At 61.0% G+C, this 25,059-nt stretch carries 23 protein-coding genes and 2 pseudogenes; 14 read left to right on the top strand and 11 right to left on the bottom strand.

Features of this window, described 5'->3' with window-relative positions; genetic code table 11:
- Positions 1-174: 174 nt before the first annotated feature.
- The 4 genes from OS035_RS09480 to OS035_RS09465 form a co-directional block, all read right to left on the bottom strand.
- Positions 175-963 carry an SDR family oxidoreductase gene (locus OS035_RS09480; RefSeq protein WP_222134660.1) on the bottom strand — a complete coding sequence of 263 codons (789 nt, stop codon included), beginning with the start codon at positions 961-963 and terminating at the stop codon, positions 175-177.
- Positions 964-985: 22 nt separating this feature from the next.
- Positions 986-2,464, bottom strand: a complete 1,479-nt coding sequence (locus tag OS035_RS09475) for a sugar ABC transporter ATP-binding protein (RefSeq protein ID WP_131711025.1) — start codon at positions 2,462-2,464, stop codon at positions 986-988.
- Between the two features lie 29 nt (positions 2,465-2,493).
- A complete protein-coding gene (locus OS035_RS09470) occupies positions 2,494-3,423 on the bottom strand; it encodes a sugar ABC transporter substrate-binding protein (RefSeq protein WP_003540275.1) in 930 nt (309 codons plus the stop codon).
- A gap of 117 nt (positions 3,424-3,540) precedes the next feature.
- Positions 3,541-4,521, bottom strand: coding sequence for an ABC transporter permease (locus OS035_RS09465; RefSeq protein WP_131711024.1), 981 nt, complete (start codon positions 4,519-4,521; stop codon positions 3,541-3,543).
- A gap of 215 nt (positions 4,522-4,736) precedes the next feature.
- Here OS035_RS09465 and OS035_RS09460 point away from each other — a divergent pair, with 215 nt between their 5' ends.
- The 4 genes from OS035_RS09460 (at position 4,737) to OS035_RS09445 (ending at position 9,011) form a co-directional block, all read left to right on the top strand.
- On the top strand, positions 4,737-5,546 hold the full coding sequence (locus OS035_RS09460; RefSeq protein ID WP_097628532.1) for a transketolase: 810 nt from the start codon (positions 4,737-4,739) through the stop codon (positions 5,544-5,546).
- The gene (locus OS035_RS09455; RefSeq protein WP_097628533.1) at positions 5,546-6,502 is read left to right on the top strand and encodes a transketolase family protein; all 957 of its coding nucleotides are present in this window, start codon (positions 5,546-5,548) and stop codon (positions 6,500-6,502) included. Before OS035_RS09460 ends, OS035_RS09455 begins: the two co-directional genes overlap by 1 nt.
- 67 nt (positions 6,503-6,569) lie before the next feature.
- Positions 6,570-8,039, top strand: coding sequence for an FGGY family carbohydrate kinase (locus tag OS035_RS09450; protein ID WP_131711023.1), 1,470 nt, complete (start codon positions 6,570-6,572; stop codon positions 8,037-8,039).
- Between the two features lie 21 nt (positions 8,040-8,060).
- Positions 8,061-9,011, top strand: a complete 951-nt coding sequence (locus OS035_RS09445; protein ID WP_054182988.1) for a sugar-binding transcriptional regulator — start codon at positions 8,061-8,063, stop codon at positions 9,009-9,011.
- A 397-nt stretch (positions 9,012-9,408) separates the two neighbouring features.
- Here OS035_RS09445 and moaA read toward each other — a convergent pair whose 3' ends face one another.
- Positions 9,409-10,455 carry a GTP 3',8-cyclase MoaA gene (gene moaA, locus OS035_RS09440; RefSeq protein ID WP_131711022.1) on the bottom strand — a complete coding sequence of 349 codons (1,047 nt, stop codon included), beginning with the start codon at positions 10,453-10,455 and terminating at the stop codon, positions 9,409-9,411.
- Between the two features lie 176 nt (positions 10,456-10,631).
- On the opposite strand from moaA, the gene OS035_RS09435 reads away from it, so the two are divergent.
- Together OS035_RS09435 and OS035_RS09430 are read left to right on the top strand one after the other, a co-directional pair.
- Positions 10,632-11,006: a gamma-butyrobetaine hydroxylase-like domain-containing protein gene (locus OS035_RS09435; RefSeq protein WP_054182994.1), complete on the top strand. Its 375-nt coding sequence runs from the start codon at positions 10,632-10,634 to the stop codon at positions 11,004-11,006.
- Positions 11,007-11,036: 30 nt separating this feature from the next.
- Positions 11,037-12,227, top strand: coding sequence for a low temperature requirement protein A (locus OS035_RS09430; RefSeq protein ID WP_131711021.1), 1,191 nt, complete (start codon positions 11,037-11,039; stop codon positions 12,225-12,227).
- Between the two features lie 3 nt (positions 12,228-12,230).
- Here the strand turns inward: OS035_RS09430 and OS035_RS09425 are convergent, their stop codons facing one another.
- Positions 12,231-12,698 (bottom strand): MarR family winged helix-turn-helix transcriptional regulator, encoded by a 468-nt coding sequence (locus OS035_RS09425; protein WP_097628537.1) that lies wholly within the window; start codon positions 12,696-12,698, stop codon positions 12,231-12,233.
- A gap of 47 nt (positions 12,699-12,745) precedes the next feature.
- Here OS035_RS09425 and OS035_RS09420 point away from each other — a divergent pair.
- A pseudogene (locus OS035_RS09420) lies at positions 12,746-13,513 on the top strand (alpha/beta hydrolase); the annotation flags it as partial.
- Positions 13,514-13,825 (top strand): annotated as a pseudogene (locus tag OS035_RS09415) (pyridoxamine 5'-phosphate oxidase family protein); the annotation flags it as partial. It abuts the pseudogene before it with no gap.
- A 24-nt stretch (positions 13,826-13,849) separates the two neighbouring features.
- On the opposite strand, the gene OS035_RS09410 reads toward OS035_RS09415, so the two are convergent.
- On the bottom strand, positions 13,850-14,917 hold the full coding sequence (locus OS035_RS09410; protein WP_097628540.1) for a GGDEF domain-containing protein: 1,068 nt from the start codon (positions 14,915-14,917) through the stop codon (positions 13,850-13,852).
- A gap of 250 nt (positions 14,918-15,167) precedes the next feature.
- Positions 15,168-16,775, bottom strand: a complete 1,608-nt coding sequence (locus OS035_RS09405; RefSeq protein ID WP_331813632.1) for a fumarate hydratase — start codon at positions 16,773-16,775, stop codon at positions 15,168-15,170.
- 248 nt (positions 16,776-17,023) lie between these two features.
- Here OS035_RS09405 and OS035_RS09400 point away from each other — a divergent pair, with 248 nt between their 5' ends.
- Positions 17,024-17,851 carry a VCBS domain-containing protein gene (locus OS035_RS09400; protein WP_097628542.1) on the top strand — a complete coding sequence of 276 codons (828 nt, stop codon included), beginning with the start codon at positions 17,024-17,026 and terminating at the stop codon, positions 17,849-17,851.
- Positions 17,852-18,001: 150 nt separating this feature from the next.
- On the opposite strand, the gene fumC is transcribed toward OS035_RS09400, so the two are convergent.
- Positions 18,002-19,393: a class II fumarate hydratase gene (gene fumC, locus OS035_RS09395; protein ID WP_097628543.1), complete on the bottom strand. Its 1,392-nt coding sequence runs from the start codon at positions 19,391-19,393 to the stop codon at positions 18,002-18,004.
- Positions 19,394-19,485: 92 nt separating this feature from the next.
- On the opposite strand from fumC, the gene OS035_RS09390 reads away from it, so the two are divergent.
- Together OS035_RS09390 and OS035_RS09385 are read left to right on the top strand one after the other, a co-directional pair.
- Positions 19,486-19,722 carry a hypothetical protein gene (locus tag OS035_RS09390; protein ID WP_143541935.1) on the top strand — a complete coding sequence of 79 codons (237 nt, stop codon included), beginning with the start codon at positions 19,486-19,488 and terminating at the stop codon, positions 19,720-19,722.
- Between the two features lie 70 nt (positions 19,723-19,792).
- Positions 19,793-21,703, top strand: coding sequence for a L,D-transpeptidase family protein (locus OS035_RS09385; RefSeq protein WP_097628544.1), 1,911 nt, complete (start codon positions 19,793-19,795; stop codon positions 21,701-21,703).
- A gap of 331 nt (positions 21,704-22,034) precedes the next feature.
- On the opposite strand, the gene OS035_RS09380 is transcribed toward OS035_RS09385, so the two are convergent.
- Positions 22,035-22,745 carry an HAD family hydrolase gene (locus OS035_RS09380; RefSeq protein ID WP_097628545.1) on the bottom strand — a complete coding sequence of 237 codons (711 nt, stop codon included), beginning with the start codon at positions 22,743-22,745 and terminating at the stop codon, positions 22,035-22,037.
- A 268-nt stretch (positions 22,746-23,013) separates the two neighbouring features.
- On the opposite strand from OS035_RS09380, the gene rpiA reads away from it, so the two are divergent.
- From rpiA to OS035_RS09365, 3 genes are all read left to right on the top strand, one after another.
- Entirely contained in the window at positions 23,014-23,712 is a 699-nt protein-coding gene (gene rpiA, locus OS035_RS09375) for a ribose-5-phosphate isomerase RpiA (protein WP_097628546.1), read from the top strand.
- Between the two features lie 15 nt (positions 23,713-23,727).
- Positions 23,728-24,297 carry a DUF2059 domain-containing protein gene (locus tag OS035_RS09370; RefSeq protein ID WP_003579679.1) on the top strand — a complete coding sequence of 190 codons (570 nt, stop codon included), beginning with the start codon at positions 23,728-23,730 and terminating at the stop codon, positions 24,295-24,297.
- A 94-nt stretch (positions 24,298-24,391) separates the two neighbouring features.
- Positions 24,392-24,676, top strand: coding sequence for an acylphosphatase (locus OS035_RS09365; protein WP_097628651.1), 285 nt, complete (start codon positions 24,392-24,394; stop codon positions 24,674-24,676).
- Positions 24,677-24,721: 45 nt separating this feature from the next.
- On the opposite strand, the gene OS035_RS09360 is transcribed toward OS035_RS09365, so the two are convergent.
- Positions 24,722-24,940, bottom strand: coding sequence for a hypothetical protein (locus OS035_RS09360; protein WP_003569075.1), 219 nt, complete (start codon positions 24,938-24,940; stop codon positions 24,722-24,724).
- Positions 24,941-25,059: the final 119 nt, after the last annotated feature.

The following is a 25,059-nucleotide window of genomic DNA, read 5'->3' as shown; positions in this document are numbered from 1 at the left end:
CGGTCATTGTTGAAGCTCAAGCGGCTGCGACAGCCGTTCGATCAGCGCGAAGGGCGGGCAGGCGGCGATATCGCGCGCCGTCTGGCCCGTTGCTCCCTTCAGCGCCTCGGTCTCAGCCAGGGAGGAAGCGAGACCGGTTCACTTTCTGTCGCCGGCAATGCGTCTTCTTATCCATCACCAGCAGCAGAAACCGCCGTCGACGAGAAGATCGACGCCGGTGACGAAACTTGCCGCAGTCGACAGAAGGAACACCGCCGGACCGACCATCTCGTCGACCGCTGCCATGCGCTGCATCGGCGTCTGCTCTTCGAAGAGCTTGGTCTGATGAACCATCTCCGGACGGGTGTTCATGGGCGTCGCCGTGTATCCGGGGGAAATGGTGTTGACGCGAATGCCGCGGTCGACCCATTCCATCGCCATAGACTTCGACATATGGATCACGCCCGCCTTAGAGGCGTTGTAATGCGCCTGGTTCAGCCCCCGGTTGACGATCACACCCGACATGGAAGCAATGTTGACGATGGAGCCGCGTCCATTCTTCAGCATGGCGCGAGCCTCGGCCTGGCAGGAAAGGAAGATGCCTTTCAGGTTGATATCCATCAACGTCTGATATTGATCCTCCTCCATCTCCTCCGCCGGGTTCGCGTTGGCGATGCCTGCCGCGTTGACGGCAAGCGTCAAGGTGCCGAGATCGGCTTCGGTACGTGCGACTGCATCTCCAAGGGAAGATTTGTTCGTAACATCAGCCGCGATCTGGATCGAGCGGCGGCCGGCGACGCTGATATGTTCAGCCGTCCTGGCCAATCCGTCGTCGCTCCGACGGTCGAGCAGGGCCACGTCGGCGCCGCATTGCGCAAGCCCGATGGCAATGCGCTGCCCGATGCCGCTTCCGGCCCCGGTGACGATGGCAACCTGGCCGCTGAGATCGAAAAGCTTCGGGGCGTTCAGAGTGATGTCGGACACCGCTCTTCCTTTCTCTATCTGTTTAGATGGTAGCTAGCTCCATGACCGAGACGTCATTTGCCTGGCCACGATCGAGGATCCCCGCCTGCTTGCCTTGGGCAAGCACGAGAATGCGGTTGGAGACTCCGAGAACTTCCTCGAGGTCCGAGCTTACGACGATGACCGCCACGCCCTGTTTGGCAAGATTGACGATGATGTCGTAGATGCCTGCGCGAGCGCCGACATCGATGCCTCTCGTCGGTTCGTCGAGCACGACGACTTTGGGATCACGCATGAGCCACTTCGCGATCACGACCTTCTGCTGGTTGCCGCCCGAAAGGTCGGAGGCGTACTGCTCCGCACGGCCCTTGACGCCGAACTTGGCAACTGCCTTTTGCGCAAACGAGCGCTTGACGCTCGGCGTAATCCAACCGCCGCCCAGTTTGTCGAGATTGGCGTAGATAATGTTCTCGCTGATCCGGTGCCCGACCACCAGGCCCTGTTCCTTGCGGTCTTCCGGAACCATCACGATGCCCTTGGCGATCGCGTCCGCCGGATCGCGCAGCCTGAGTTCCTCGCCTTCCAGCTTGATCGAACCGGCACTGATCGGATCTGCGCCCGAAATCGCACGCACCAGTTCGGTGCGGCCGGCGCCGACCAAGCCGGCTATCCCGAGAATTTCACCGGCCCGCACCTCGAAGGTAACGTCTCGGAACGAGTTGTCGGGCGAGCTCAGCCCGGACACCTGCAGGACTGGACGGTCTGTCGGAACGGGCAGGGTGGGGAACAAGCGGTCAAGCGGGCGTCCGACCATGCTCTCGATAATCGTTCGCACCGGGGTCGCGCTGTCCGAGAATTCCTGCACCCGCTCCCCGTCGCGAAGAACGACGATCCGGTTGGTTATCTGCTTGATCTCTTCCATGCGGTGGGAAATGTAGACGATGCCTACGCCTTCCGAGCGAAGCTTGCGAACCTGTTCGAAGAGGGCTTCCGTCTCCGCGCCGCCAAGCGCGGCTGTCGGCTCATCGAGGATCAAGAGCTTTGCGTCGAGAGCCAGCGCCTTGGCGATCTCGATGAGCTGCTGATTTGCTGTGGAAAGGCCGGCGACCGTTCGCGTTGCCGGGATGTGAAGGTTCAAGCGAGCGAGCTGATCCTGGGCCCGGCGAACCATTTGGGCACGGTCGACGACGCCGTTCTTCATTGGCCAGCGTCCGATGAAGACGTTTTCGGCGATCGACAGCTGCGGCAGAAGCTGCAGTTCCTGATGGATCAGCACAACGCCCTTGTCGATCGCTTCCCTGGGGGTGGCCGGGGCATAAGGCTGCCCCAGCCATGTCATTGATCCTTCGGACGGTGTGCGTGACCCGGCGATGATGCCGGACAGGGTCGACTTGCCCGCTCCGTTTTCGCCGAGAAGTGCAACCACTTCGCCAGGATAAACGTCCAAGCTGACATCCTTCAGCACCTGGAGCGGCCCGTACCACTTGGATATGCCCCTCAGGGAAAGAACCGGATCTGTCATTGGCACACCTCCTCAAGACCTCGACTTCATTACGGGTGGTTGGCGATGAAGCCTGCCACGTTTTCCTTGGTTGTCAGCGTGGCATCGAGGAGCTGGACCGGGGGCACTTTTTCTCCGGCGACAAGCTTGGCGGCATTTTCAACCGCGTCACGGCCCATCTTCTGCGTCTGCTGTGTCGCAGTGACGTTGAAGACGCCCTTGCTGAGGGCTTCGAGAGCTGCAGTGTCGCCATCGAAGCCGCCAACGACGATCTTCTGCGACGGATTGGCGACCTTGATCGCCTGCGCGGCGCCAAGTGCAAGACCGTCGGCCTGGGCGAACACGATCGAAACGTCGGGGTTTGCCTGCAGCATGTTCTGCATGATCTGGAAGCCTTCGTCCTGGCTCCAGATGTTGGAGAACTGCTCAGCGACAACTTTCACGTCAGGATAGGCCTTGAGGGATTCAGCGCAGCCCTTCGAGCGATCGACTTCCGGCGTCGTGCCCTTCTGGCCGTGGATGATGACCATCTTCCCCTTGCCGCCGGCTTCCTTCAGAATGTAGTCGCACACTGCCTTGGCAGAGGCGACGGAATCCGTTGCGAGGAAGGTGTCGCCCGGTGCACCCTCGGCGTTGCGGTCGACGTTGACGACCGGGATGCCGGCGCTCTTGGCCAGCTTGACCGGAACGGTCGCAGCGGCCGCACCGGCCGGAATGTAGATCAGCGCGTCGATTTTCTGGGTCAGAAGATCCTGGATCTGGTTGACCTGCGTCGGTCCGTCGCCTTTTGCGTCGACCGTGATGACTTCGATGCCGCGCTTCTTGGCTTCGGCCTCGACCGATTGCTTGATCTGGTTGAAGAAGTTTGCCTGAAGATTGGCAACGGCCAGGCCGAGCTTCTTCAGTTCCGCAGCGTGTACGGGACCGAGCATGAGGCCGAGCAGGGCGGCAGACGCGAGCATGGTGCGCGCTATTTTCATTGTATTTCCTCCGTTGTTTGATGGGACCCTCGGGTATGTCCTCCCCCTTGGGTTATTGATCCGCCCCAAACGTTCGGGGCGGAATTCCAGGTCCGCCAATGCGGCGGACCACGCTCGTCAGGCGCGACGCCTGCGAATGGTTTCCGCGCCGACCGCGAGCACGATGACGATGCCGATGATCACCTGCTGAAGGAACGGCGAGACGTTGAGAAGATTGAGCCCGTTGCGAAGCACACCGATGATAAGAACGCCGATCAGCGTTCCCCCGATGCCGCCGGCGCCGCCGGAGAGCGACGTGCCGCCGATGACAACAGCGGCGATGGTGTCCAGCTCATAGCCGAGACCGCTGGATGGCTGGACGGAATCCAGCCGAGCGGCGAGCACGATGCCAGCAAGCCCCGCAAGGACGGCACTGACGACATAGACTGATATCGTCACGAGCGGGACGTTGATCCCGGCCAGGCGTGCGACTTCCGGATTTCCGCCCACCGCATAAAGCATGCGCCCTTCGGAGCGGAAGTGCAGGAACAGCCATGCCGCAAGAACAACCGCAAGCATCAAAAATACCGTGGCCGTCATGACGCCGAAATGGCGGTCGATTGCCAGCATCATGAACCAATCGGGGAATCCGACGATCTGCTGGCCATCGGTGATCATGTTTGCAACGCCGCGAGCCGCGGACATCATCGCAAGCGTGGCAATGAAGGCCGGTACCCTGAATTGCGTCACCAGAAGTCCGACGATCAGGCCGGAGACTGCCGATGCGATCAGCGCAGAGGCGATCCCGATGGGCAGCGGCAGACCGGCGACATTGGCGGTCCAGCCCATGACCATCATCGCCAGGGCAAGCGCCGAGCCGACGGAGAGATCAATGCCGCCGATCAGGATGACGAAGGTCATTCCGACCGCCATGATGCCGAGAACGGTGATCTGGTCGAGGATGTTGAGGCCGTTTCGAACCGAAAGAAACGTGTCGGTGCTCAGGCTCAGAAAGACGCACAGCGCGAGCAGTCCGACGAGCGGACCGGTTGCTCCCTTGAGCTTGCTCAGCCAGGCTCCGGACGAAAGCCTGTGTTCATTGATATCGAGCGCCACCATTGCTCCTCCCTATATGCCTAGGCTTGTATCCGATATTCGTGCAAGCAAGAATAATTATTCACACTTGTTGGAAAATTCATTAACAAGTTGCTTTCCGGCTGTCAACAAGATTTCCTCGGGCGTCCGCTGTCATTGCATTGTATAAGGGGCTTGACTAATCAGCTTCTTGTGCAAAAATATTGATAAGTGAATATTTATGCACACATGAGGAACCCATGGATACGATAGAACTTGAGCGCATCGCCCGCGAGATCCGATTGCGCGATCTCCAGGCGGTCTTTGAAGCGGGCGCCGGCCATATTGGCGGGGAGATGTCGGTGATCGACATTTTGACGGCGCTCTATTTTCGTGTCCTGAATGTCTGGCCCGATCAGCCGAAACACCCCGACCGCGACAGGTTCGTCCTTTCAAAGGGACATACGGCATGCGCTCTCTATGTGACGCTCGCAAAACGCGGCTTCATTCCGGAGGAGGAGGTCTCCACCTTTCTGCAGCCGCATTCGAGGCTGAACGGGCATCCGAATTGCAACAAGGTTCCCGGCGTCGAAACCAATACCGGGCCGCTGGGCCACGGTCTTCCGGTGGCCGTCGGAATGGCGAAAGCCGCCAAACTCTCAGGCGCAAAATTTCATACCTATGTCGCCACCGGCGACGGTGAGATGCAGGAGGGTTCCAACTGGGAAGCGATCATGGCGGCCGCCCAGTTCAAACTCGACAACTTGACCCTGGTCATCGATCACAACAGGTTCCAGCAGGGTGCGGCGCTCGCCGAAACCAATGATCTCGCTCCGCTTCGCCCGAAGCTCGAGGCCTTCGATTGGGAGGTCACCGAGATCAACGGAAACGCCATGAGCGAAGTCGTTCCGGCTCTCGAACACCGGGGAGCAAGACCGCATTGCATCGTCGCCCATACCAACAAGGGCCATGGAATTTCGTTCATGCAGGACCGGGTCGACTGGCACCACAAGGTGCCGAGCAAGGAACAGTACGAAATCGCATTGGCAGAACTGTCGGAGGCACTGTAATGAACGCGTCAGTAAACCCACCCAAGCTCTATGATTGCCGCGACGCATTTGCCTCTACGCTTGAGCGGCTGGCAGCCGAAAACGACACGATCGTTGCCGTCTGCAACGACTCCGTCGGCTCTTCGAAGCTCGGCGGCTTCAAGGCGAAGTTTGGAGAGCGCCTCGTCAATGTTGGTATTGCCGAGCAGAACATGGTTGGCGTTGCAGCAGGCCTGGCCAACGGCGGACGTCTTCCATTCGTATGTGCCGCTGCTCCGTTTCTCACAGGGCGGTCGCTGGAGCAGATCAAGGCCGATATTTCCTACTCGAATGCCAACGTCAAGCTGGTGGGAATTTCTTCCGGAATGGCATATGGCGAACTCGGTCCGACACATCACTCGATCGAAGACTTCGCCTGGACGCGGGTCCTGCCCAACCTTCCGGTCATTGCGCCCTGTGACCGCATCGAAACCGCCGCTGCCGTTGCGTGGGCCGCGACCTATAACGGGCCCTGTTTCCTGCGTCTGTCGCGCGTTGGCGTGCCCGATCTGCTTCCGGAGGGTCACAGGTTCGAACTCGGCAAGGCAAATCTCCTTCGCCAAGGTTCCGACGTCACGCTTATCGCCAACGGCACTTTGACTCATCGCATTGTGAAGGCGGCCGAAATCCTCGCGGATCGCGGCATCAATGCCAGGGTTCTGAACCTTGCGACGGTTCGTCCAATCGACGAGGAGGCTATCATCGCCGCGGCTAGGGAAACCGGAGCGATCGTCACGGCCGAGGAGCATTCTATCTTCGGCGGGCTCGGTTCCGCGGTCGCCGAAGTGGTGGTCGACAATGCTCCAGTGCCGATGAAGCGTCTCGGCGTTCCTGGCATTTACGCCCCGACCGGTTCGGCAGAGTTCCTGCTCGACGAGTTCGGGATGGCGCCGGCTGCCATCGCCGACGCCGCGCAGTCGCTAATCAGGCGCAAATAATTGGGATCACGTGACCGGCGGGGACGCTTTTGTCGTCCCGGCGGTGACCTGATCCGGAGAGGATAGAATGCGGACAATTCTGGCAATCGACCAGGGCACGACCAATTCAAAGGCCGTTCTCGTTTCCGAAAAGGGAGAAATCGTCGGCAGAGGTTCGGCTCGCGTCGGCATCTCCTATCCGAAGCCGGGCTGGGTCGAACAGGACCCGCGCAGGCTCTACGCCTCGGTCTGCGAAGCAGTCGACGCCTGCCTGAAGGCCGCCGGCCCGGATGTGGTGATCGAGGCCGTGGCCATTTCCAACCAGCGTGAATCCGTCACTGCCTGGGACGCCGAAATGGGAGATGCGCTTGGACCGTTGGTCAGCTGGCAGTGCCGCCGAACGGCGCCCGATTGCGAACGACTCATTGCCGAGGGCCACCTCGACCGGGTGCAGGCGCTCACGGGCCTGCCCTTGGATCCGATGTTTCCGGGTTCCAAGTTTCGGTGGCTGCTCGACCGTGTTCCGGCCGGGCGATCGGTGCGACTGGGAACGGTGGACAGCTGGCTCGTCCACTGCCTGACCGGCGGGCGCCGGCATGTCTGCGACGCTTCGAATGCCGCCAGGAGCCAATTGTTCGATCTGCGGGAGCAGAGATGGAGCGAGGAGCTTGGCGAGATCTTCGGCGTCGATATCGCGCTCCTTCCCGAGGTGCTCGACAGTTCTGCCGATTTCGGTAGAACGCAGGGATTGCCGGGGGTGGCGGATGGCACGCCGATCATGGCCGCGATCGGCGACAGCCACGCTGCCCTGTTCGGGCACGGCGCTTTCAAGCCGGGCGACGGCAAGGTGACCTTCGGAACCGGCTCTTCCATTATGACGACGCTTGCGCAATATATTCCTCCACGCAACGGTGTCACAACCACCGTCGCGTGGCGTATCGGGGGAAAGCCGACCTTCGCTTTCGAAGGCAATATTCTGGTCTGCGCCGCCAGTCTTCCCTGGATGGCTGATATTCTTGGCCTTGCCGATGTGGCGGCGCTTGTCGAACTTGCGGAAAGTGCTGCGCCGGGCGGACCCGGGTTCGTGCCGGCATTCGTGGGACTGGGGGCGCCTTACTGGAATTCCGACGCCCGTGCCCTGTTCTCCCAGATCACCTTCAATACAACGCGGGCGCAAATGGCGCGGTCGGTCACCGATTCCATCGCCTTGCAGGTGCATGACGTGATCGCGGCCATGCGGGCGCAGAGCGGCGGTGCGCTCGGTGCGCTCTATGTGGATGGCGGACCGAGCCAGAACCGCTTCCTGATGCAATGTGTCTCCAACCTCATCGACCATCCCGTGATCCAATGCGAAGCACCCGAGGCATCGGCTTTGGGTGCTGCTTACCTGGCGGGACTGGCACTCGGCTTGTGGACCGATCTCCAGGTGGTCGCGAGGCTGCCGCGAAACACCCAAACCATAGAGCCGCAACCCATGGATCGAGCGGGGCTTCTCGATGCCTGGAATGATGCGCTCGCCCGCTCGACGTCCCGCGAAACACAGGCTAAAGGTGAATAAAAATTCACTCTGGGATTAGCAATGACTCGGCTCAACGAACTCCGCCTCATTTCAAGGGTCGCCCAGATGTACCACATCGAGGGGCGGCGGCAGGCCGAGATCGCACAGCACCTTCGCCTGTCGCAGGCGACGGTGTCGCGCATGCTCAAGCGTGCCGAGGCTGAAGATATCGTGCGAACCAGCGTCATCCCTCCCGTCGGCACCTACAGCGAACTCGAGAGCGCGCTTCGCGAGAAATACGATCTGCCGGAGGCGATCGTCGTCGAGTGCACGGAAGATCGGGACGGCGCCATCATGGCCCGCATTGGCGAGGCAGCGGCGCATCTCCTCGAGGTGACGCTTGCGCCGGGGGAGATCATCGGCGTTTCCAGCTGGAGCCAGACCATTTTCAAGATGGTCGAGAACATTCATCCGCAGAAGAGCGCTCAGGTGAAATATGTCGTCCAGACGCTTGGAGGCATGGGTGACCCTTCCGTGCAGACGCATGCCACGCAGCTGACCACGCGGCTTGCGCGCCTGACCGGCGCCGAGCCGAAACTGCTCCCGGTGCAGGGCGTGACGTCATCCCGAGAGGCAAAACTTCTGATGCAGGCCGATCCGTATGTTCGCGAGACGATGGACCTGTTCGGCAGCATAACGCTCGCGATCGTCGGAATCGGAGCCGTCGAACCGTCCGAACTTCTCGCACGGTCCGGCAACATCTTTTCATCTCGGGAACTCTCCGATCTTGCGGAAGCGGGCGCCGTCGGCGACATCTCGCTGCGCTTCTTCGATAAAAACGGCAAGCCGGTCAAGACGCCCCTGGACGACCGGGTCATAGGACTTCCGCTTGAGGATCTCGAGCGGGTGGAGCGGGTTATCGCTCTTGCTGGTGGATCGAAAAAGACCGACGCAATCGCCGGTGCGTTGCGCGTGGGGGTCATCGACATGCTTGTTACGGACAAGTTTACGGCGCAGCGATTGATCGACTGATTGATTGATGAGGTCGGAAGGATCCTGCCGCTCCGTCGTTTCTGGGCTTTTCAGGATGGTTGTGCCTGGGCGGGAGCGCCCGCCTCGTCCTTCGAGGCTTCGCCCTATGGGCTACACATCTCAGGATGGGGCTCTCTTGGGTGTTGGCACTTCAGGATGAGGGCTGATCGATGTGCCGTGCGTTCAATGGGCTGATTGGTGTGCTTTGCTCGTAACTTCGCTCGACGGCAGAAAATCTAGCGCAGGTATTAACCCACTCTCCGTCATTCCTGTGCTCGTCACAGGAATCCAGTGCGCCCAAGTCTTTGGGCGCGGGAAACCCTTCGCTTGGGCTCAGGGCGTTCGACGCTGCGATCGATTCACTGGATCGATCGCTCCCGCTTCGCGGGACCGCGTCTCACCCGCCGGTGACACTCATATGCCGCGCCACGGCCGGGCGATTGTGGGTGCGGTCGATGATGAAATCATGGCCCTTCGGTTTGCGGGTGATGGCTTCGTCGATGGCAGCTTGGAGGAGGGCGTCGTCTTCGGTGGCGCGGAGTGCTGCGCGCAGATCGGCGGCGTCGTTCTGGCCGAGGCACATAAAGAGCGTGCCGGTGCAGGTGAGACGGACGCGGTTACAGCTCTCGCAGAAATTATGGGTCATCGGCGTGATGAAGCCGAGGCGCCCCCCGGTCTCCGTGACCCTGACGTAACGGGCCGGGCCGCCGGTCTGGTAGTCGATGTCGGTAAGCGTGAACTGCTTTTCCAGATCGGCGCGAAGCTCGGAGAGCGGCAGGTACTGGTCGGTGCGGTCCTCGTCGATCTCGCCCATCGGCATGGTTTCGATGACGGTGAGGTCCATGCCGCGGCCATGGGCGAAGCGCAGGAGTTCGGGCATCTCGGAGTCGTTGAAATCCTTGAGCGCCACGGCGTTGAGCTTGATCTTCAGCCCGGCCTTTTGAGCGGCATCGATGCCTTCCATGACCTTGGCGAAATCGCCCCAGCGGGTGATCTTGCGGAATTTGTCGGGGTCGAGCGTATCGAGCGAGACGTTGATGCGGCGCACGCCGCACTCATAAAGCTCCTCGGCATGGCGGGAGAGCTGCGAGCCGTTGGTGGTCAGCGTCAGCTCGTCGAGGCCGGAACCGATCTTTTCGCCGAGCTGGCGCACAAGATACATGATGTTCTTGCGCACCAGCGGCTCGCCGCCGGTCAGCCGGATTTTCCTCACGCCTTTGGTGATAAAGGCGGAACAGAGCCGGTCGAGCTCTTCCAGCGTCAACAGATCCTTCTTCGGCAGGAAGGTCATATTCTCCGCCATGCAATAGGTGCAGCGGAAATCGCAGCGATCGGTGACGGAGACGCGGAGATAGGTGACTGCCCGGCCGAAAGGGTCGATCATCGGATTTGCATCCGCCGTGAGCGGCGACGCGTTGCCTATCGTTCCGACTCTCGTATTCACCAATTCCTCCGCGAGCGAACCTGAAGCGCGCCAGACCTGCCTGTTTTCAAGCGATATCTTCCTATGTGTGCATATGTGATTGCGCCGTCAAGGGAAACGGATTTCGCACACGCTAATTTGCGCTTGCCTCGAAAAAGGCGAACGCCTACTGCTCCAGAGGAAAGAGGGTGATAGAGATGAGCGATATCTGGCCGAGCGAACTTCGCGTTTCGAAAGACCGGCAGAGGCTGGCGATAACCTTCGACGATGGCCAGAGCTTCGACCTGTCGGCCGAACTCTTGCGCGTGCTGTCGCCGTCGGCCGAGGTGCAGGGCCACGGGCCGGGGCAGCGGGTGACGGTGCCGGGCAAGCGCAACGTCGCGATCATCTCGATGACGCCGACCGGCAATTATGCCGTCAGGATCGGCTTCGACGACATGCACGATACCGGCATCTACACCTGGACCTATCTGCGCGAACTCGGCGAAAGGGGCGCCGAGCTGTTTTCGGCCTATGAGGATGAACTCAGGGAAAAGGGCATGAACCGCGACACGGCGGAAAAGCCGCGCTGAACTTCACATAACCAGCCATCGGGGGGCCATATGGCGAAAACGAACGGAAAGAACTGGCTGCGCGCCAAGGGGAGTGCGGCCGGCAGCAAGGTGACCTTCCTCGAACTGTTCTTCGACCTGGTCTTCGTCTTTTCGATCTCGCAGCTTTCGCATGCGCTTGCCGCCCATTATACGCCGCTCGGTGCTGCCGAAGCGGCGCTGATGACCTTTGCCGTCTGGTGGGTTTGGATTTTCACCGCCTGGGTGACCAACTGGCTCGATCCCGACAAGATGCCGGTGCGCGGCATGCTGGTGGCGCTGATGATGCTCGGGCTGCTGCTGTCGGCCTCCATTCCCGAGGCCTTCGGCGACAAAGGGCTGCTGTTTGCCGGCGCCTATGTGGCGATGCAGGTCGGACGCTCGTTGTTTACCACCTATGCAATGACGCGCGTCGACCGCGCCAATACGCTGAATTTCGTCCGCATCACCACCTGGCTCGTGGTGGCCGCCGTCTTCTGGATCGCCGGCGGGTTGCTGGAGCATGAAGCCCGGCTGATCGCCTGGGTGATCGCGCTGGCGATCGAATATATCGGGCCGGCCGCGGGCTTTGCCGTGCCCGGGCTCGGCCGCTCGAAGCCGAGCGACTGGGACGTTTCCGGCGCCCACATGGCCGAGCGCTGCGCGCTGTTCGTCATCATCTGCCTCGGCGAGGCGATCCTGGTTTCCGGCCGCACCTTTTCGGAGCTGCCGGTTTCGGGGCTGACCGGCATCGTCTTCGTCACCGGTTTCATCGGCACCGTCGCCATGTGGTGGCTTTATTTTCGCTTCGGCCATGGGCGCGCCGCCCATCGCATCGAGCATGAGGCGACGCCGGGGGCGTTGGCGCGGCTTGCCTTCACCTATGGGCATATCCCGATCCTGGCCGGCATCATCGTCCATGCGGTGGCCGTCGAGTTCATGTTCTCGCATCCGCATGAGACGGGCGATCTCGGCATCGCTGCGGCGGTGCTCGGCGGCTCCGGCCTGTTCCTCATCGGTAATCTCTGGTTCAAGGGCGCGACGAGCGGGCAGCTGCCGCTGTCGCATCTTGCCGGTCTGGTGCTGCTGATCCTGCTTGCCTTCGCGGCACCCTTCCTCGAAATCTATCTGCTGGGCATTCTGGCGACGCTGGTGCTGATCGTCGTCGCCGCCTGGGAATACCGCTCGCTGAGCGGTGCATCGCCGGCGCCGACGCTGCATTGATCATCAGTCGTCGTCGCTGAGATCCTTGAGCAGCGTGGCTATGATGCGCTCCATCGAGGTGGCCGTCGCCATGCATTGTTCGATCGGCTCGTCGGAGAGCGTGCGTTCGATAAGATCGGTCTGGATCGCCATCGCCGCCTCGGTCAGCCGGCGGCCCTCCGCAGTGAGATAAAGGCGCAGCACGCGTTTGTCGCGCGCGTCGCCGCGCCGCTCGATCAGCTCCCGTTTTTCCATCTGCGGCAAGAGCATGCTCATATTGGAGCGGCCAACCAACAGCTTGCGCGCCAGCTCCTGCTGCGAGATGCCTTCGAAACGGTAGAGATTGACGAGAATATCGAGGTGCGGCGGCTTGATATCGAGATCGGCCAGCGAGCGCGTCAGCGACTGCTGCATCAGCTGGCAGGCGCGCGCCACCGCGATCCAGCTGCGAAAACGCGGATGATCCCAGGGAAGGGATTGATTTTTGTTCATCGTTGTACTTTATTGTTCAGTGTTGAACAGTCTTTTGGATTCTCACTATGGCAAATTTTGCGCTTGAGGTCACCCGCCTGGGTTTTTCGGCTCTGCAGGCGATTTCGCCCGATCTGGCGGGCAGGGCGGCGTTCCGGCTGTTCTGCCGCACCCCTTCGCCGCGGCCGAAGGGAGCAAGGGCGAAGGCGGCGCATGCCGCGGGCGCGGCCCGGCTGGCAGGCGCCGAACGCTTCACTCTCAAGATCGCAGCCGGGGCGAAAGCGCATGCCTATCGGCTGAATGGCGGGGCGCTGGGAAAACGCCAGCGTTTGCTGGTGACACATGGCTGGGGCTCGAGCGCCGAATATATGGCTGAGGTGGTTTCGATGCTTGTGGCAACCGGCGCGGAGGTGGTGGCGCTCGATTTTCCCGGTCACGGGCGCGCCGGCGGGCGTTTCCTGCATATGGGCCTTGCGGTCGGAGCGATCGCCGCGGCCGAGCAGCGGTTCGGCGCCTTCGATGCGGTTATCGGCCATTCCTTCGGCGGTGCGGCGCTGATGGTGTCAGCGGCGGGCTTGCTGCCCGCGGTGGCGCCTGTTGCCTGCGAGCGGCTGGTGCTGATCGGCGCGCCAAGCGAGATGGCCTGGCTGTTTGTCGATTTCGGCCGGATGATCGGCCTTCACCCGGCCGCGCAAGCGGTGCTGGAGGATGAAGTCCATCGCGTCACCGGCCGGAGACTTGAGGAGTTCGAGGCGCGCGATACGCTGGGCGCAATCGGCCGGCCGGTGCTCGTCATCCATGCCGAGGACGACAAGGAGGTGCCGCCGACCCATGCGTTCCTGATCCCTGGCTCGAACACGACGATGCGCATCAACGGCCGCGGCGTCGTCTCGGATGACGAGGCGTTGCTTGCAAGCTTCGAGATGGACGGCAAACATCCGCGCACCGTCATCGTCATCTCGATCGACGAGGTCTATTTCCAGTGCGCGCGCGCCGTGATGCGGGCCGAACTGTGGAATGCCGAACATTTCGCCGATCCTGCAAGGCTGCCCACGCCCGGCCAGATGCTGAAGGCCGCGGTCGGCGATTTCGACCAGGAAACCTACGACCGGGAATGGCCCGGCCGCGCGGCGAAGACGATGTGGTAAAACCGCCGCGGAGTGGAACGGCCGTCAGGTCTTGTAGATCAGCCAGCTCTTGGTGAAATCCTTCTGCATGCCGTCCTGATAGAGGATCGTGCAGTTGCGGCCGGCATTCTTGGCGCCGTAAAGGGCGATGTCGGTCTTGCTGTAGAGTTCGCCGGCATCCTCGGCGCTGGAGGCCATGCAGATGCCGATCGAGACGGTGATCGGCCCGTAGTTGACCCGCGTGCGGGAATTCTTGAACGGGGTCGTTTCCAGCGTGCGGCGGATGCGCTCGGCGATTGCCGTGATTTCCTCGGGCGTATTGCCGTCGATGATGAGGGCGAATTCCTCGCCGCCGGCACGGGCGACGAAGACATCGCGCCGGACGTTGCTGCGGATGACGGAGGCGACGGTGGCAAGGATCTTGTCGCCGACGGGATGGCCGTAGGTGTCGTTGATCTTCTTGAAGTTGTCGATGTCGGCGAGCAGCAGGGCCGTCACGGGCCGCATGCCGGGATTGTTGAAAACGGCGGCGAGGCGCTCGTCGAAGGCGCGGCGGTTGGAAAGGCGCGTCAGCGAATCGGTGTTGGCGATGCGTTTGTATTCGTCCAGTTCCTTGCGGACCTGGTCCATCTCCTGCGAGCGTTGGACGACGTCCTCGACGGTGCGTTCGCCGTGCGCCATGGTGTCGCCGGTCGCCTGGCTCAAAAGTTCGATGGCGTTTTCGATCAGCTCGACGCTGGCATTGCTCTTGGAGGTGATGCGCTTATGGGTCTCGCCGAGCAGCCTGGTATAGCTTTCGAGCGAACTCTGCTCCTGTTTCAGGATCCGCAGCAGGCCGTCGAGTTCGCCTGATATGCGGGTATGGGCGTCATCGACGACGCGGACCGGGCTGCTGGTGAAATATTGCGCGCCAAGCGCGTCAAGTTCGGCCTGCGTCGCCTGGCTGCCGAGCGCGGAAAGCTCGCGGGTGAGCGCCGGATTGGAACCGATATAGGCCTCGTAGAAGAGTTCGTAATTGCGCGGTATCGGCGCAACGCCCATCGAGCGCATGGCATAGGTGATCTGGCCCGCAACATCGGGAACCTGCACCTTGGGCGCGACAGCCGTATTCATCCGGCGAACTCCTCATATATTCAAAGGCAATATTCTATTTGGTAGCTTAAATTTCTTGGGAAAAGATTAAAGCGATATATACCAAATACTACATACGACAATTGCCCCATGGGTCAATACTTCTTGCAGGCCTATGATTCTGCACGGAAAAACGTATCTTTGGCGAGACAGTGCATACTCATTGTGTGAGAACGCTGTCTGAAAAACTTACAGTTATTCTCTGCCGGAGATCGTCTTCGACTTGTCGATATCAGCCCAGGTTCAATTCCTGGAAGAAATCATTGCCCTTATCGTCGATGACGATGAAGGCGGGAAAGTCTTCGACGTCGATCTTCCACACCGCTTCCATGCCGAGTTCGGGATATTCGAAGACTTCGACCTTACGGATGCAGTCCTGGGCGAGGCGGGCGGCAGGGCCGCCGATCGAGCCGAGGTAGAAGCCGCCGTGTTTCTTGCAGGCCTCGCGCACCGCCCGTGACCGGTTGCCCTTGGCGAGCATCACCATCGAGCCGCCGAAGGACTGGAACTGGTCGACGTAACTGTCCATGCGGCCGGCCGTCGTCGGGCCGAAGGAGCCGGAGGCGTAGCCGGCGGGCGTCTTGGCCGGACCGGCGTAGTAGACCGGATGGTTTTTCAGGTAATCGGGCATGCCTTCGCCCTTTTCCAGCCGCTCGCGGATCTTGGCATGCGCCAGGTCGCGGGCGACGATGATCGTGCCTGTCAAGGACAGGCGCGTCTTGACCGGATGTCGCGACAGTTCGGCAAGCACCTCGGCCATCGGCCGGTTGAGATCGATACGCACAGTCGATTCCGACAGCTTCGCCTCATCGATCTCGGGCATGTATTTCGACGGATCGGTTTCGAGCTGCTCGATGAAGATGCCGTCGCGGGTGATTTTGCCCTTGGCCTGGCGGTCAGCGGAACAGGAGACGCCGAGGCCGATCGGCAGCGAAGCGCCATGGCGGGGCAGGCGGATGACACGCACATCATGACAGAAATACTTGCCGCCGAACTGGGCGCCGACGCCCATCTGCTGCGTCAGTCTGTGGATTTCCTTCTCCATCTCGAGATCGCGGAAGGCGTGGCCGCTTTCCGAACCTTCGGTCGGCAGCTCGTCGAGATAGCGGGTCGAGGCGAGCTTGACGGTCTTCAGGTTCATCTCGGCCGAGGTGCCGCCGATGACGATCGCTAGATGATAGGGCGGACAGGCTGCCGTCCCTAATGTCAGGATCTTCTCCTTAAGGAAGTCGATCATCCGGTCATGCGTCAAAAGCGAGGGCGTGCCCTGGTACAGAAAGGTCTTGTTGGCCGAGCCGCCGCCCTTGGCGACGAAGAGGAATTCATAGGCGTCGGTCCCTTCCTCGTAGATGTCGATCTGCGCCGGCAGGTTATTGCGGGTGTTCTTCTCCTCGAACATTTTCACCGGCGCGAGCTGCGAATAACGCAGGTTCTTCTTCTCATAGGCATCAATGACGCCGCGGGCGAGGGCGGCGCCATCGCCGCCTTCGGTCCAGACCCTGCGACCCTTCTTGCCCATGATGATCGCCGTGCCGGTATCCTGGCACATCGGCAACACGCCGCCGGCAGCAATATTGGCATTCTTCAGGAGGTCGTAGGCGACGAAGCGGTCATTGTCGGTCGCCTCGGGGTCGTCGAGGATCGAGGCGAGCTGCTTCAGATGGCCGGGGCGCAGCAGGTGGTTGATGTCGGCAAAGGCCGTTTCGGCGAGCAGGCGGATGCCTTCCGGCTCGACGGTCAGGATGTCTTGGCCCTTGAAGCTATCGACCGACACATGATCGCTACTGATCTTGCGATAGGGCGTGGTGTCCTTGCCGAGCGGGAAGAGATCGTCAGCCATCGAAGTGACCTTTCTGGTGGGCGCGTCGCTAAAATTGGAACCGATCTAAATCCCCTGTCGGGCAAAAGCAATCTGCATGCGGCGGAGTTTGGCGTTGCGGCCATGTCGTGCTGCATTTTGCCGTCGGGATGTCACACGCGGCAGGCGAGTAAAAGAAAGGCGAGATCGACATTTGTCGCGGCCGTTCAGGTTGCCTCCAGATCAAGTCCGGTTCATATTCCCGCAGCGTTAACCTGCCGGGGCTTCCAATGCCAAATGCAAAGCCAACTGCTGTCGACGACCTACTCGTTTTTTTCGAACATGACTGGATCAGGGGCGATCTGCTGCGCCTCGCCAGCGATCCCGAAGGAGCGGAGATGTATGCGCGCTTCGTCAATGGCGTGCGTATCGACGCCAAACATGGGCCTGACCATGAAACGATCATTGAAGGCAAGTACGGAACCTTCAAGGTGAAACCTGACGGTCACTTCACGTACGAGCTGGACTACACTCTCGACGTGGTGAAGAATTTAGGGAAATACGATCAGCTCATCGAGACGCTGAGCTACAAGATGTCCGATGGCTCCGGGGGCACGGACCTCGGCGTGCTGACGCTGGCGATCGACGGCGTCAACGAAGGCGAAAAATACCACGAGGTCCTGGATTTTGACGACATGGGCGTCACGTCGAGGGCGGATAATTTCTTCCTTCCCGACTATCGGGGCTTTGCGCTCTCCGTGAACGACAGTCAGGAGCTGACGCTTCTGAACGGCATCGTCTACGATACCATCCCGGGCGTCGACGCCATCACCGAGGACGGCTTCAGCGATACCGTGCTATCCCCGGGCTCGCTGCCGGTGACCTTGAAAATGGTCGATGGCGGGGAGTTTACCTTTCAGGGCGTCTCGATCGCCGAACTGTCTGCATTGCCCTTTCACCTGACGCTGACCGCCATGAATGATGGCCAGATCGTCTATCAGCAGGAGTTCGAGGTCACCGATCCCAATCTTACGGTCGAGATCGAAGACATTGAAGAAATCCGTTTCGATTTCATGGGCAATTCGGTGGTGATGGACAATTTTTCGCTGTTGGTGTGAGGTTTGCAGGGCTGTGGGTTGCCGCGGCAGGCGGATGCGGGTCTGTCCGCGTTGGTGAAAAATTCAGCAGAACGGCTACCCCAACCTCCCTCATTCCTGTCAGGAGCACAGGAATGAGGGAGGGGGCGGTGGGCGGTACTCCCCAAGGTCCTACTTCGGGCCGATCATCGTTTCCGGGCGGACAATCGCATCGTAATCCTCCGCCGAGACCAGTCCGCTGGCGAGGGCTTCTTCCTTCAGCGTCGTGCCATTCTTATGCGCGGCCTTGGCGATCTTGGCGGCGGCGTCGTAGCCGATCTTCGGGGCGAGCGCGGTTACCAGCATCAGCGAGCGGTCGAGGCCGGCCTTGATGTTGTCCTCGCGCGCCTCGATGCCGACGACGCAATTGTCGGTGAAAGAGACGGCGGCGTCGGCCAGCAGCTGCACCGATTGCAGGAAATTATAGGCCATCATCGGATTGTAGACGTTGAGCTCGAAATGGCCCTGGCTGTCGGCGAAGGTCAGCGCGGCATGATTGCCGAAGATGTGGATGCAGACCTGCGTCAGCGCCTCGCACTGGGTCGGGTTGACCTTGCCGGGCATGATCGAGGAGCCGGGTTCGTTTTCCGGCAGCGCCAGTTCGCCGAGGCCGGCGCGCGGGCCGGAGCCGAGCAGGCGGATGTCGTTGGCGATCTTGAAGAGGGCGGCGGCCGCCGCATTGATGGCGCCATGGGAAAAGACCATGCTGTCATGCGAGGCGAGCGCCTCGAACTTGTTCGGCGCGGTGACGAAGGGCAGGGCCGTTATGGCTGCGATTTCTTCGGCCACCTTCTCGGCGAAACCGAGTGGCGCATTGAGGCCGGTGCCGACGGCGGTGCCGCCCTGGGCGAGTTCGCAAAGGCCGGGCAGGGTCATTTCGATGCGCTTGATGGCCGAGCCGACCTGGGCGGCATAACCCGAGAATTCCTGGCCGAGCGTCAGCGGTGTGGCATCCTGGGTGTGGGTACGGCCGATCTTGATGATGTGGCTGAATTCGGTGACCTTCATGTCGAGGGCGGCATGCAGGTGCTTCAGGGACGGCAGCAGGTGATGAGCGATCCGTTCGGCGCAGGCGATGTGCATCGCCGTCGGGTAGGTGTCGTTCGACGACTGGCTCATATTGACGTGATCGTTCGGATGCACCGGCTTCTTGGAACCCATGACGCCGCCAAGCATTTCTATGGCACGATTGGAGATCACCTCATTGGCATTCATGTTGGACTGCGTGCCCGAACCGGTCTGCCAGACGACAAGCGGAAAATGCTCGTCGAGCTTGCCGTCGATCACTTCCTGGGCGGCGTCGACGATTGCCTTGCCAAGCGCAGGGTCGAGCTGGCCGAGCGACATGTTGGCGCGGGCGGCGGCCTGCTTGACGATGCCGAGCGCACGCACGATCGACAGCGGCTGCTTTTCCCAGCCGATCTTGAAATTGCCGAGCGAACGCTCGGCCTGGGCGCCCCAATATCGGTCGGCGGCGACGTCGATCGGGCCAAAAGTATCGGTTTCGGTGCGGGTTGCGGTCATCGGCCTTGCCTTCCCTTTACATGCTGTTTTCGGTCATCTGAGAAAGATGAGGTCTTATAGGTGGGAACGTCCGACAAGAAAACCGGACCCCCATGCGAAATATTGAAATCCAAAGTCATGTTTGGATGGGTTGTGGTGCGTGCTTTTTCGGCCACTTTGAAAATTTTATGCGTCCGGGCGATTTCGTCCCACTGGCCCGGATGCGAAAATTCGGTAAAAAATTAACTAATAATTTCATAATTTTGTGTGAACTTCGGCGCGGCGCCGCGCAGGATCTCCGTCACACAGAATTGAGTCCGCCGGCGCTGGCGGCGCAGGCCGGTTTCTGATCAATGAGCCGGACGCTGAGTTTCGCGGGATTTGAGCTGAGAACAGCATGACACCGGGACTGGAAGATATATGACGTTCGTTTTGAAAAGCGCGGCATCCGCATTGGCAATTTCCTGCGGCGTGGCGGTTATGAGTGCCGCACCCGCGCATGCTTATACTTTGATGGACATGCTGCGCGGCGACAGGCAGCGGACCCAAAGCACCATCTTCATGGATCAGGCGCCCGGCCGTCCGGTGCCGCGCGGCGCCGACGGCGGCTCGCTCGGCGGGCTCGATCCGGAAGCGCCGCTGCCGAAGGTGAGCGGCCCGCGTTACTACACCTATAAGACAGAGACGCTGCAGTTCGTCGACACCAGCAGGTTTGCCGATCCCGTCGTCACCGGCGCGGTCGCCGATGTTTCGGCAAGCGGCGATGCCAGCGCCGAACCCGCAGTCCAGCGCCGCTTCCTGGCGCAGGCCAAGGTGCGCGCCAATGCGGACGTTGCGAAGGTGCTCGAAGCCTATTACGGCGACAGCCGCAATCCGCTTGTCTGGGTCGATGGCAACCAGATCAACGACCGCGCGAAGTCGGCGATGGCGACACTTGCCGATGCGGCTTCCGTCGGTCTCGATCCTGCCGATTATACGGTCCAGACACCGGCGATTGACCCGGCCAATCCCGATCCCGCCTTCCGCGACCGGGCACTGACGCAGTTTGAGCTCGAACTCTCGGCCAAGGTGCTGGCTTTCGTGCAGGACACCGTGCGTGGCCGCATCGATCCGAACAAGATCTCCGGCTATCATGACTTTCAGCGCAAGGCGGTCAATCTGACGTCGGTGCTGAAGCTTGCCCGCATGAGCCCCGATGTCGGCGCCTACATCGCCAGCCGTTCGCCCGATAGTGCTCAATTTGAGGCGCTGAAGGCGGAGCTTGCCAAGCTTCGCGCCGCCGACGGCGGCAATGAGGAGCGAATCGTCGTTTCGCTCGACAAGCTGCTGAAGCCTGGCGACAGCTCGCCCGAGATTGCCAATATCGTCAAGGCGATCGGCAAGCATGGGTCCGAAACGCTGAAGACCGATCACGCGGCAACGCTTGCCGCTTACGCAGGCAGCACCGACTATTCGCCCGATATCGTCTCGCTGGTCGAGGCCTTCCAGCAAGAGCGCGGACTGAAGGCCGATGGCGTCATCGGCCAGGCGACCGTGCGGGCCATGACCGGTGGCGATACCAATGCCTCGAAGATCGACAAGCTCGTCGTCGCCATGGAGCAGGCGCGCTGGCTGCCGGAGGATCTTGGTTCCCGCTACGTGATGATCAACCAGCCGGCCTTCATGGTCTATTACCACAATGACGGCAAGGAACAGCTGTCAATGCGCGTCGTTGTCGGCGGCAAGAACAATCAAACCTATTTCTTCGACGACGAGATCGAGACGGTGGAGTTCAACCCGTTCTGGGGCGTGCCGCAGTCGATCATCATCAACGAGATGTTGCCGAAGCTGCGTTCGGATCCGAACTATCTCGACCAGCTCGGCTATGAAGTCGAGGTGAACGGCCATGCCGTCGCCTCGTCGAGCGTCGATTGGTACGGCTCGACCAATAATGTCTCGGTGCGCCAGCCGCCGAGCAGCGACAATGCGCTCGGCGAACTGAAGATCCTGTTCCCGAACAGCCACGCGATCTACATGCACGACACGCCGTCGAAAAACTTCTTCAAGCGCGATATGCGGGCTTTGAGCCACGGCTGCGTGCGCCTTGCCAATCCGCGTGCTATGGCAGCTGCCGTGCTCGGCACGACGGTCGACGACGTCGCCAAGCAGATCGCCACCGGGCAGAACCATGCCGTGAAGGTGCCGCAGAAGATCCCGGTCTACGTTTCCTATTTCACCGCCTGGCCGAACAAGGACGGCGTGGTGGAATATTTCGACGATGTCTATGGCCGCGACGGCTATGTCGACAAGGCCTTCGACGCGACGACAAAGGCGCGTGGCGCGCAGATTTGACGCAGGGTCTAGCGGGTTATGGAATGGGCGGTCTCCGGGCCGCCCGTTTTGTTTTGGGAGTGAGGAGTAGGGGAGTGCTGCGCTTGGCAGACTGGCGCCCAAAACTCGCCCCTCATTCCTGTGCTCGTCACAGGAATCCAGCAGCCGCGTGTCTACGTGGCGGGGAATTGCAGCCCCGTCGACAAATGGTGCCATTGCAGAAGCAATGTCGTCTTCAAGTGATGGATGCTGGTCTCAATTTAAGGGTCTTTTCGGCTTGCGGACGCAAGCCGGCTGGATTCCTGTGACAAGCACAGGAATGAGGGACGGAGAGGACAAATGAGCGGACTCCTCAGACCGCGACCTTCACCGCATACTCCCGCAGCAGCCGCTCCACCAGTTCCGGCGTCAGCTCATCGTAATGGGTGATGATCATATCGGGATCCAGGTTGGAAACCGGCACGTCCGAATATCCAAAAGGCACGGCGATCGACGGTACGGCAGCGTTCTTCGCCACGGCGATGTCGTTGATGCTGTCGCCGATCATCACGGTGCGGGTGATGTCGCCGCCGGCGCGGTCGATGGTGCCGGTGAGGTGGCGGGCGTCGGGCTTGCGCACGGGGAAGCTGTCGCCGCCGGTGATGGCATCGAAATAGCTGACGAGGTCGAGTTTTTCGAGCAGGCCGAGCGCCAGGCTTTCCATCTTGTTGGTGCAGACGGCGAGGCGGTAACCGGCAAATTTAAGCCGGTCCATCGCGGCGACGAGGCCGGGATAGGGTTCGGTGCAGCCGGGCATGTTGCCGGCGTAATGGGCGACGAAGCGCTCGACCAGGGGCGGCAGGGCGTCGCTTTCGAGCGGATGGCCGCGCAGCCGGCAGGCGCGTTCGATCATTACGCGCGCGCCGTGGCCGACGAGATGGGTGAGGTCGTCATAGCTGACCGGGTCGAGGCCAAGGGCTGAGATCGTATGATTGAGGCTCTCGACAAGATCCGTATGGGTATCGAGAAGGGTACCGTCGAGATCGAAGACGATGAGTGCCGGGCGGGCGTGGGAAAGGGTCAAGGCTTGTCTCTTTGCGCAATGGGTCGTTCTGGAGAAAAGTCGTCCTGAGGCACGACAGGTTTCCCCTGGGAACGACAGGTCGGCTCCGGAACGATGGATCATCCCAGAGGTAGGCGATCGCGCGGCGGAAAGCAACGTTAGGATGCCGGCCGGGAAGGCCGCAGGCATTTGTTTCGGCTTTTCATTTTCCGTGATGATTTTGACTTTCGTTTGCCAGGCGAGCCGTGTAAACAGCACATCCAACGCAATAATTCGGAGTTGGCGGCGCATGGATGCCCGCGAAATGAAGATAAAGGCCGCCGCAGCCGCACTCGCCCATGTCGAAGACGGAATGCGCCTCGGCATCGGCACGGGCAGCACAGCGGAAGAATTCGTTCGCCTGTTGGCGGAGAAAGTCGCAAGCGGCTTCAAGGTCGAAGGCGTTCCGACGTCAGAAAGAACGGCGCGGCTGTGCGTCGAGCTCGGCGTGCCGCTGAAGTCGCTCGATGAACTGCCGGCACTCGACCTGACGATCGACGGCGCCGACGAGGTCGATCCGTCGCTCAGATTGATCAAGGGCGGCGGCGGCGCGTTGCTGCGCGAAAAGATCGTCGCGGCCGCTTCCGAGCGGATGATCGTCATTGCCGACGAGAGCAAGCTTGTGGAAACGCTCGGCGCCTACGCGCTGCCGATTGAGGTCAATCCGTTCGGGCTCGTCTCGACACGGATCGCGATCGAGAAGGTCGCGGCCCGGCTCGGCCTTTCCGGCGACCTCAGTCTGCGCCAATCCGGTGACGGAGAGTTTACCACGGATGGCGGCCATCACATTATCGATGCATCTTTTGGCCGCATTCCTGATGCAGAGGCGCTTTCGAGCGAGCTGAATTCCATACCCGGCGTCGTCGAACACGGGCTCTTTATCAATATGGCGGCACTTGCAATCATTGCCGGTCCTGCGGGTGCGCGCACGCTGCAGGCAAACAGATAACAGGAGCGTACACACATGATGAACATTGCAGGTCTTGGCCGTTTTGCCGCTGCGACCATCGTTCTTTCCGGGCTTGCCTTCGGCTCTGCCGTCAAGGCGCAGGAGGTCTCCGAGGAGCAACTGAAGGCCTCTCGCGCGGCGATCGACGCCATCGGCGCCACCGCCCAGTTCGACAACATTTTGCCCGGTCTTGCCGAGCGCCTGAAGGCCGGCCTGATCCAGGATTCGCCGAACTACCAGGACATCATTTCGTCGACGGTCGACGCGCAGGCGCTGGCGCTGGCGCCGCGCCGCGGCGATCTGGAGAAGGAGGCGGCGCTCACCTATGCCAAGACCTTCACCGCCGACGAACTGAAGGCGATCGCCGACTTCTATAATTCCGACGTCGGCAAGAAGCTGCTGCGCGACGGCCCGGTTGCCTCGCGCGAGACGGCGAAGGCTGCCGACATCTGGGCGCAGGGCATTTCTCGCGACCTGGAAAAGCAGAGCAATGCCGAACTCTCCAAGGTCATCAAGGCACCGCCGCCGGCAACCGACAGCCCGGTGGCTCCGGCACCCGCTCCGGCCCCGGCTGCCCAGAAGTAAAGGCTGCCTCCGCAGATTTGCAAAAGCCCGGCATCGTCCGGGCTTTTTTGCTATGATGGATGCGGCAATACTGATGAGGCTTTGGCGAGGCAACATGTCTGCTCATTACGAGGGCTTGCAGGTGCGAGTATCAGGTAGGGTCCAAGGGGTCGGATTCCGCATGTGGGCGCGCGATGAGGCGTTGCGGCTCGGGCTCACAGGCTGGGTGCGCAATGAAGCGGACGGATCGGTCACCGCTTTGATCGCAGGATCCGATACCGCCATCTCGACAATGATCGATCGTTTCGGCCGCGGGCCTGCGGGAGCATCGGTTTCCGGCGTCGAGTCGGAAGCGACCCAGCTTGCGGAAATGCCGACGGATTTCCGCATCACCGCTTGAAAGCGGCAAACCGCCAGGAGATGGCGCTCTGTGAGCGCCGGACCCTCAGCCCCAATCCTTCGAGCTCTTGGCCAATTGCCATACGCCCGTTTCATCCGGCTCAACGCGCTTGTTGCCGCGATAGAAGATCGGCAGTCCTGTTTTCTTGTCCATCGCAAAGCGGCTCGGCGCGTATTTTTCGTTCTCGTGGCCTTGGATGGCGAGGCCGAGCGCTTCCTTGAATTTGCCAGCCTTGCAGAGGTTGGCGAAGAGAGTTTGATCCATCTTTTGCTCCGGCTTCTTTTTTACAGCGTGGATTTGCCTGCCAGCCTCAGGCGGTCGGGTCAACCGTTTGCCGGGAAAATTCGGGCGAGAGGAACGGGATGATGCAGGAGCGGGCTTTT

The sequence above is a fragment of the Rhizobium sp. 268 genome (assembly GCF_036571585.1).
GTDB lineage: Bacteria > Pseudomonadota > Alphaproteobacteria > Rhizobiales > Rhizobiaceae > Rhizobium > Rhizobium redzepovicii.
Note: the sequence above shows the minus strand (reverse complement) of the source record. Positions and strands in the feature narration are given on the sequence as shown.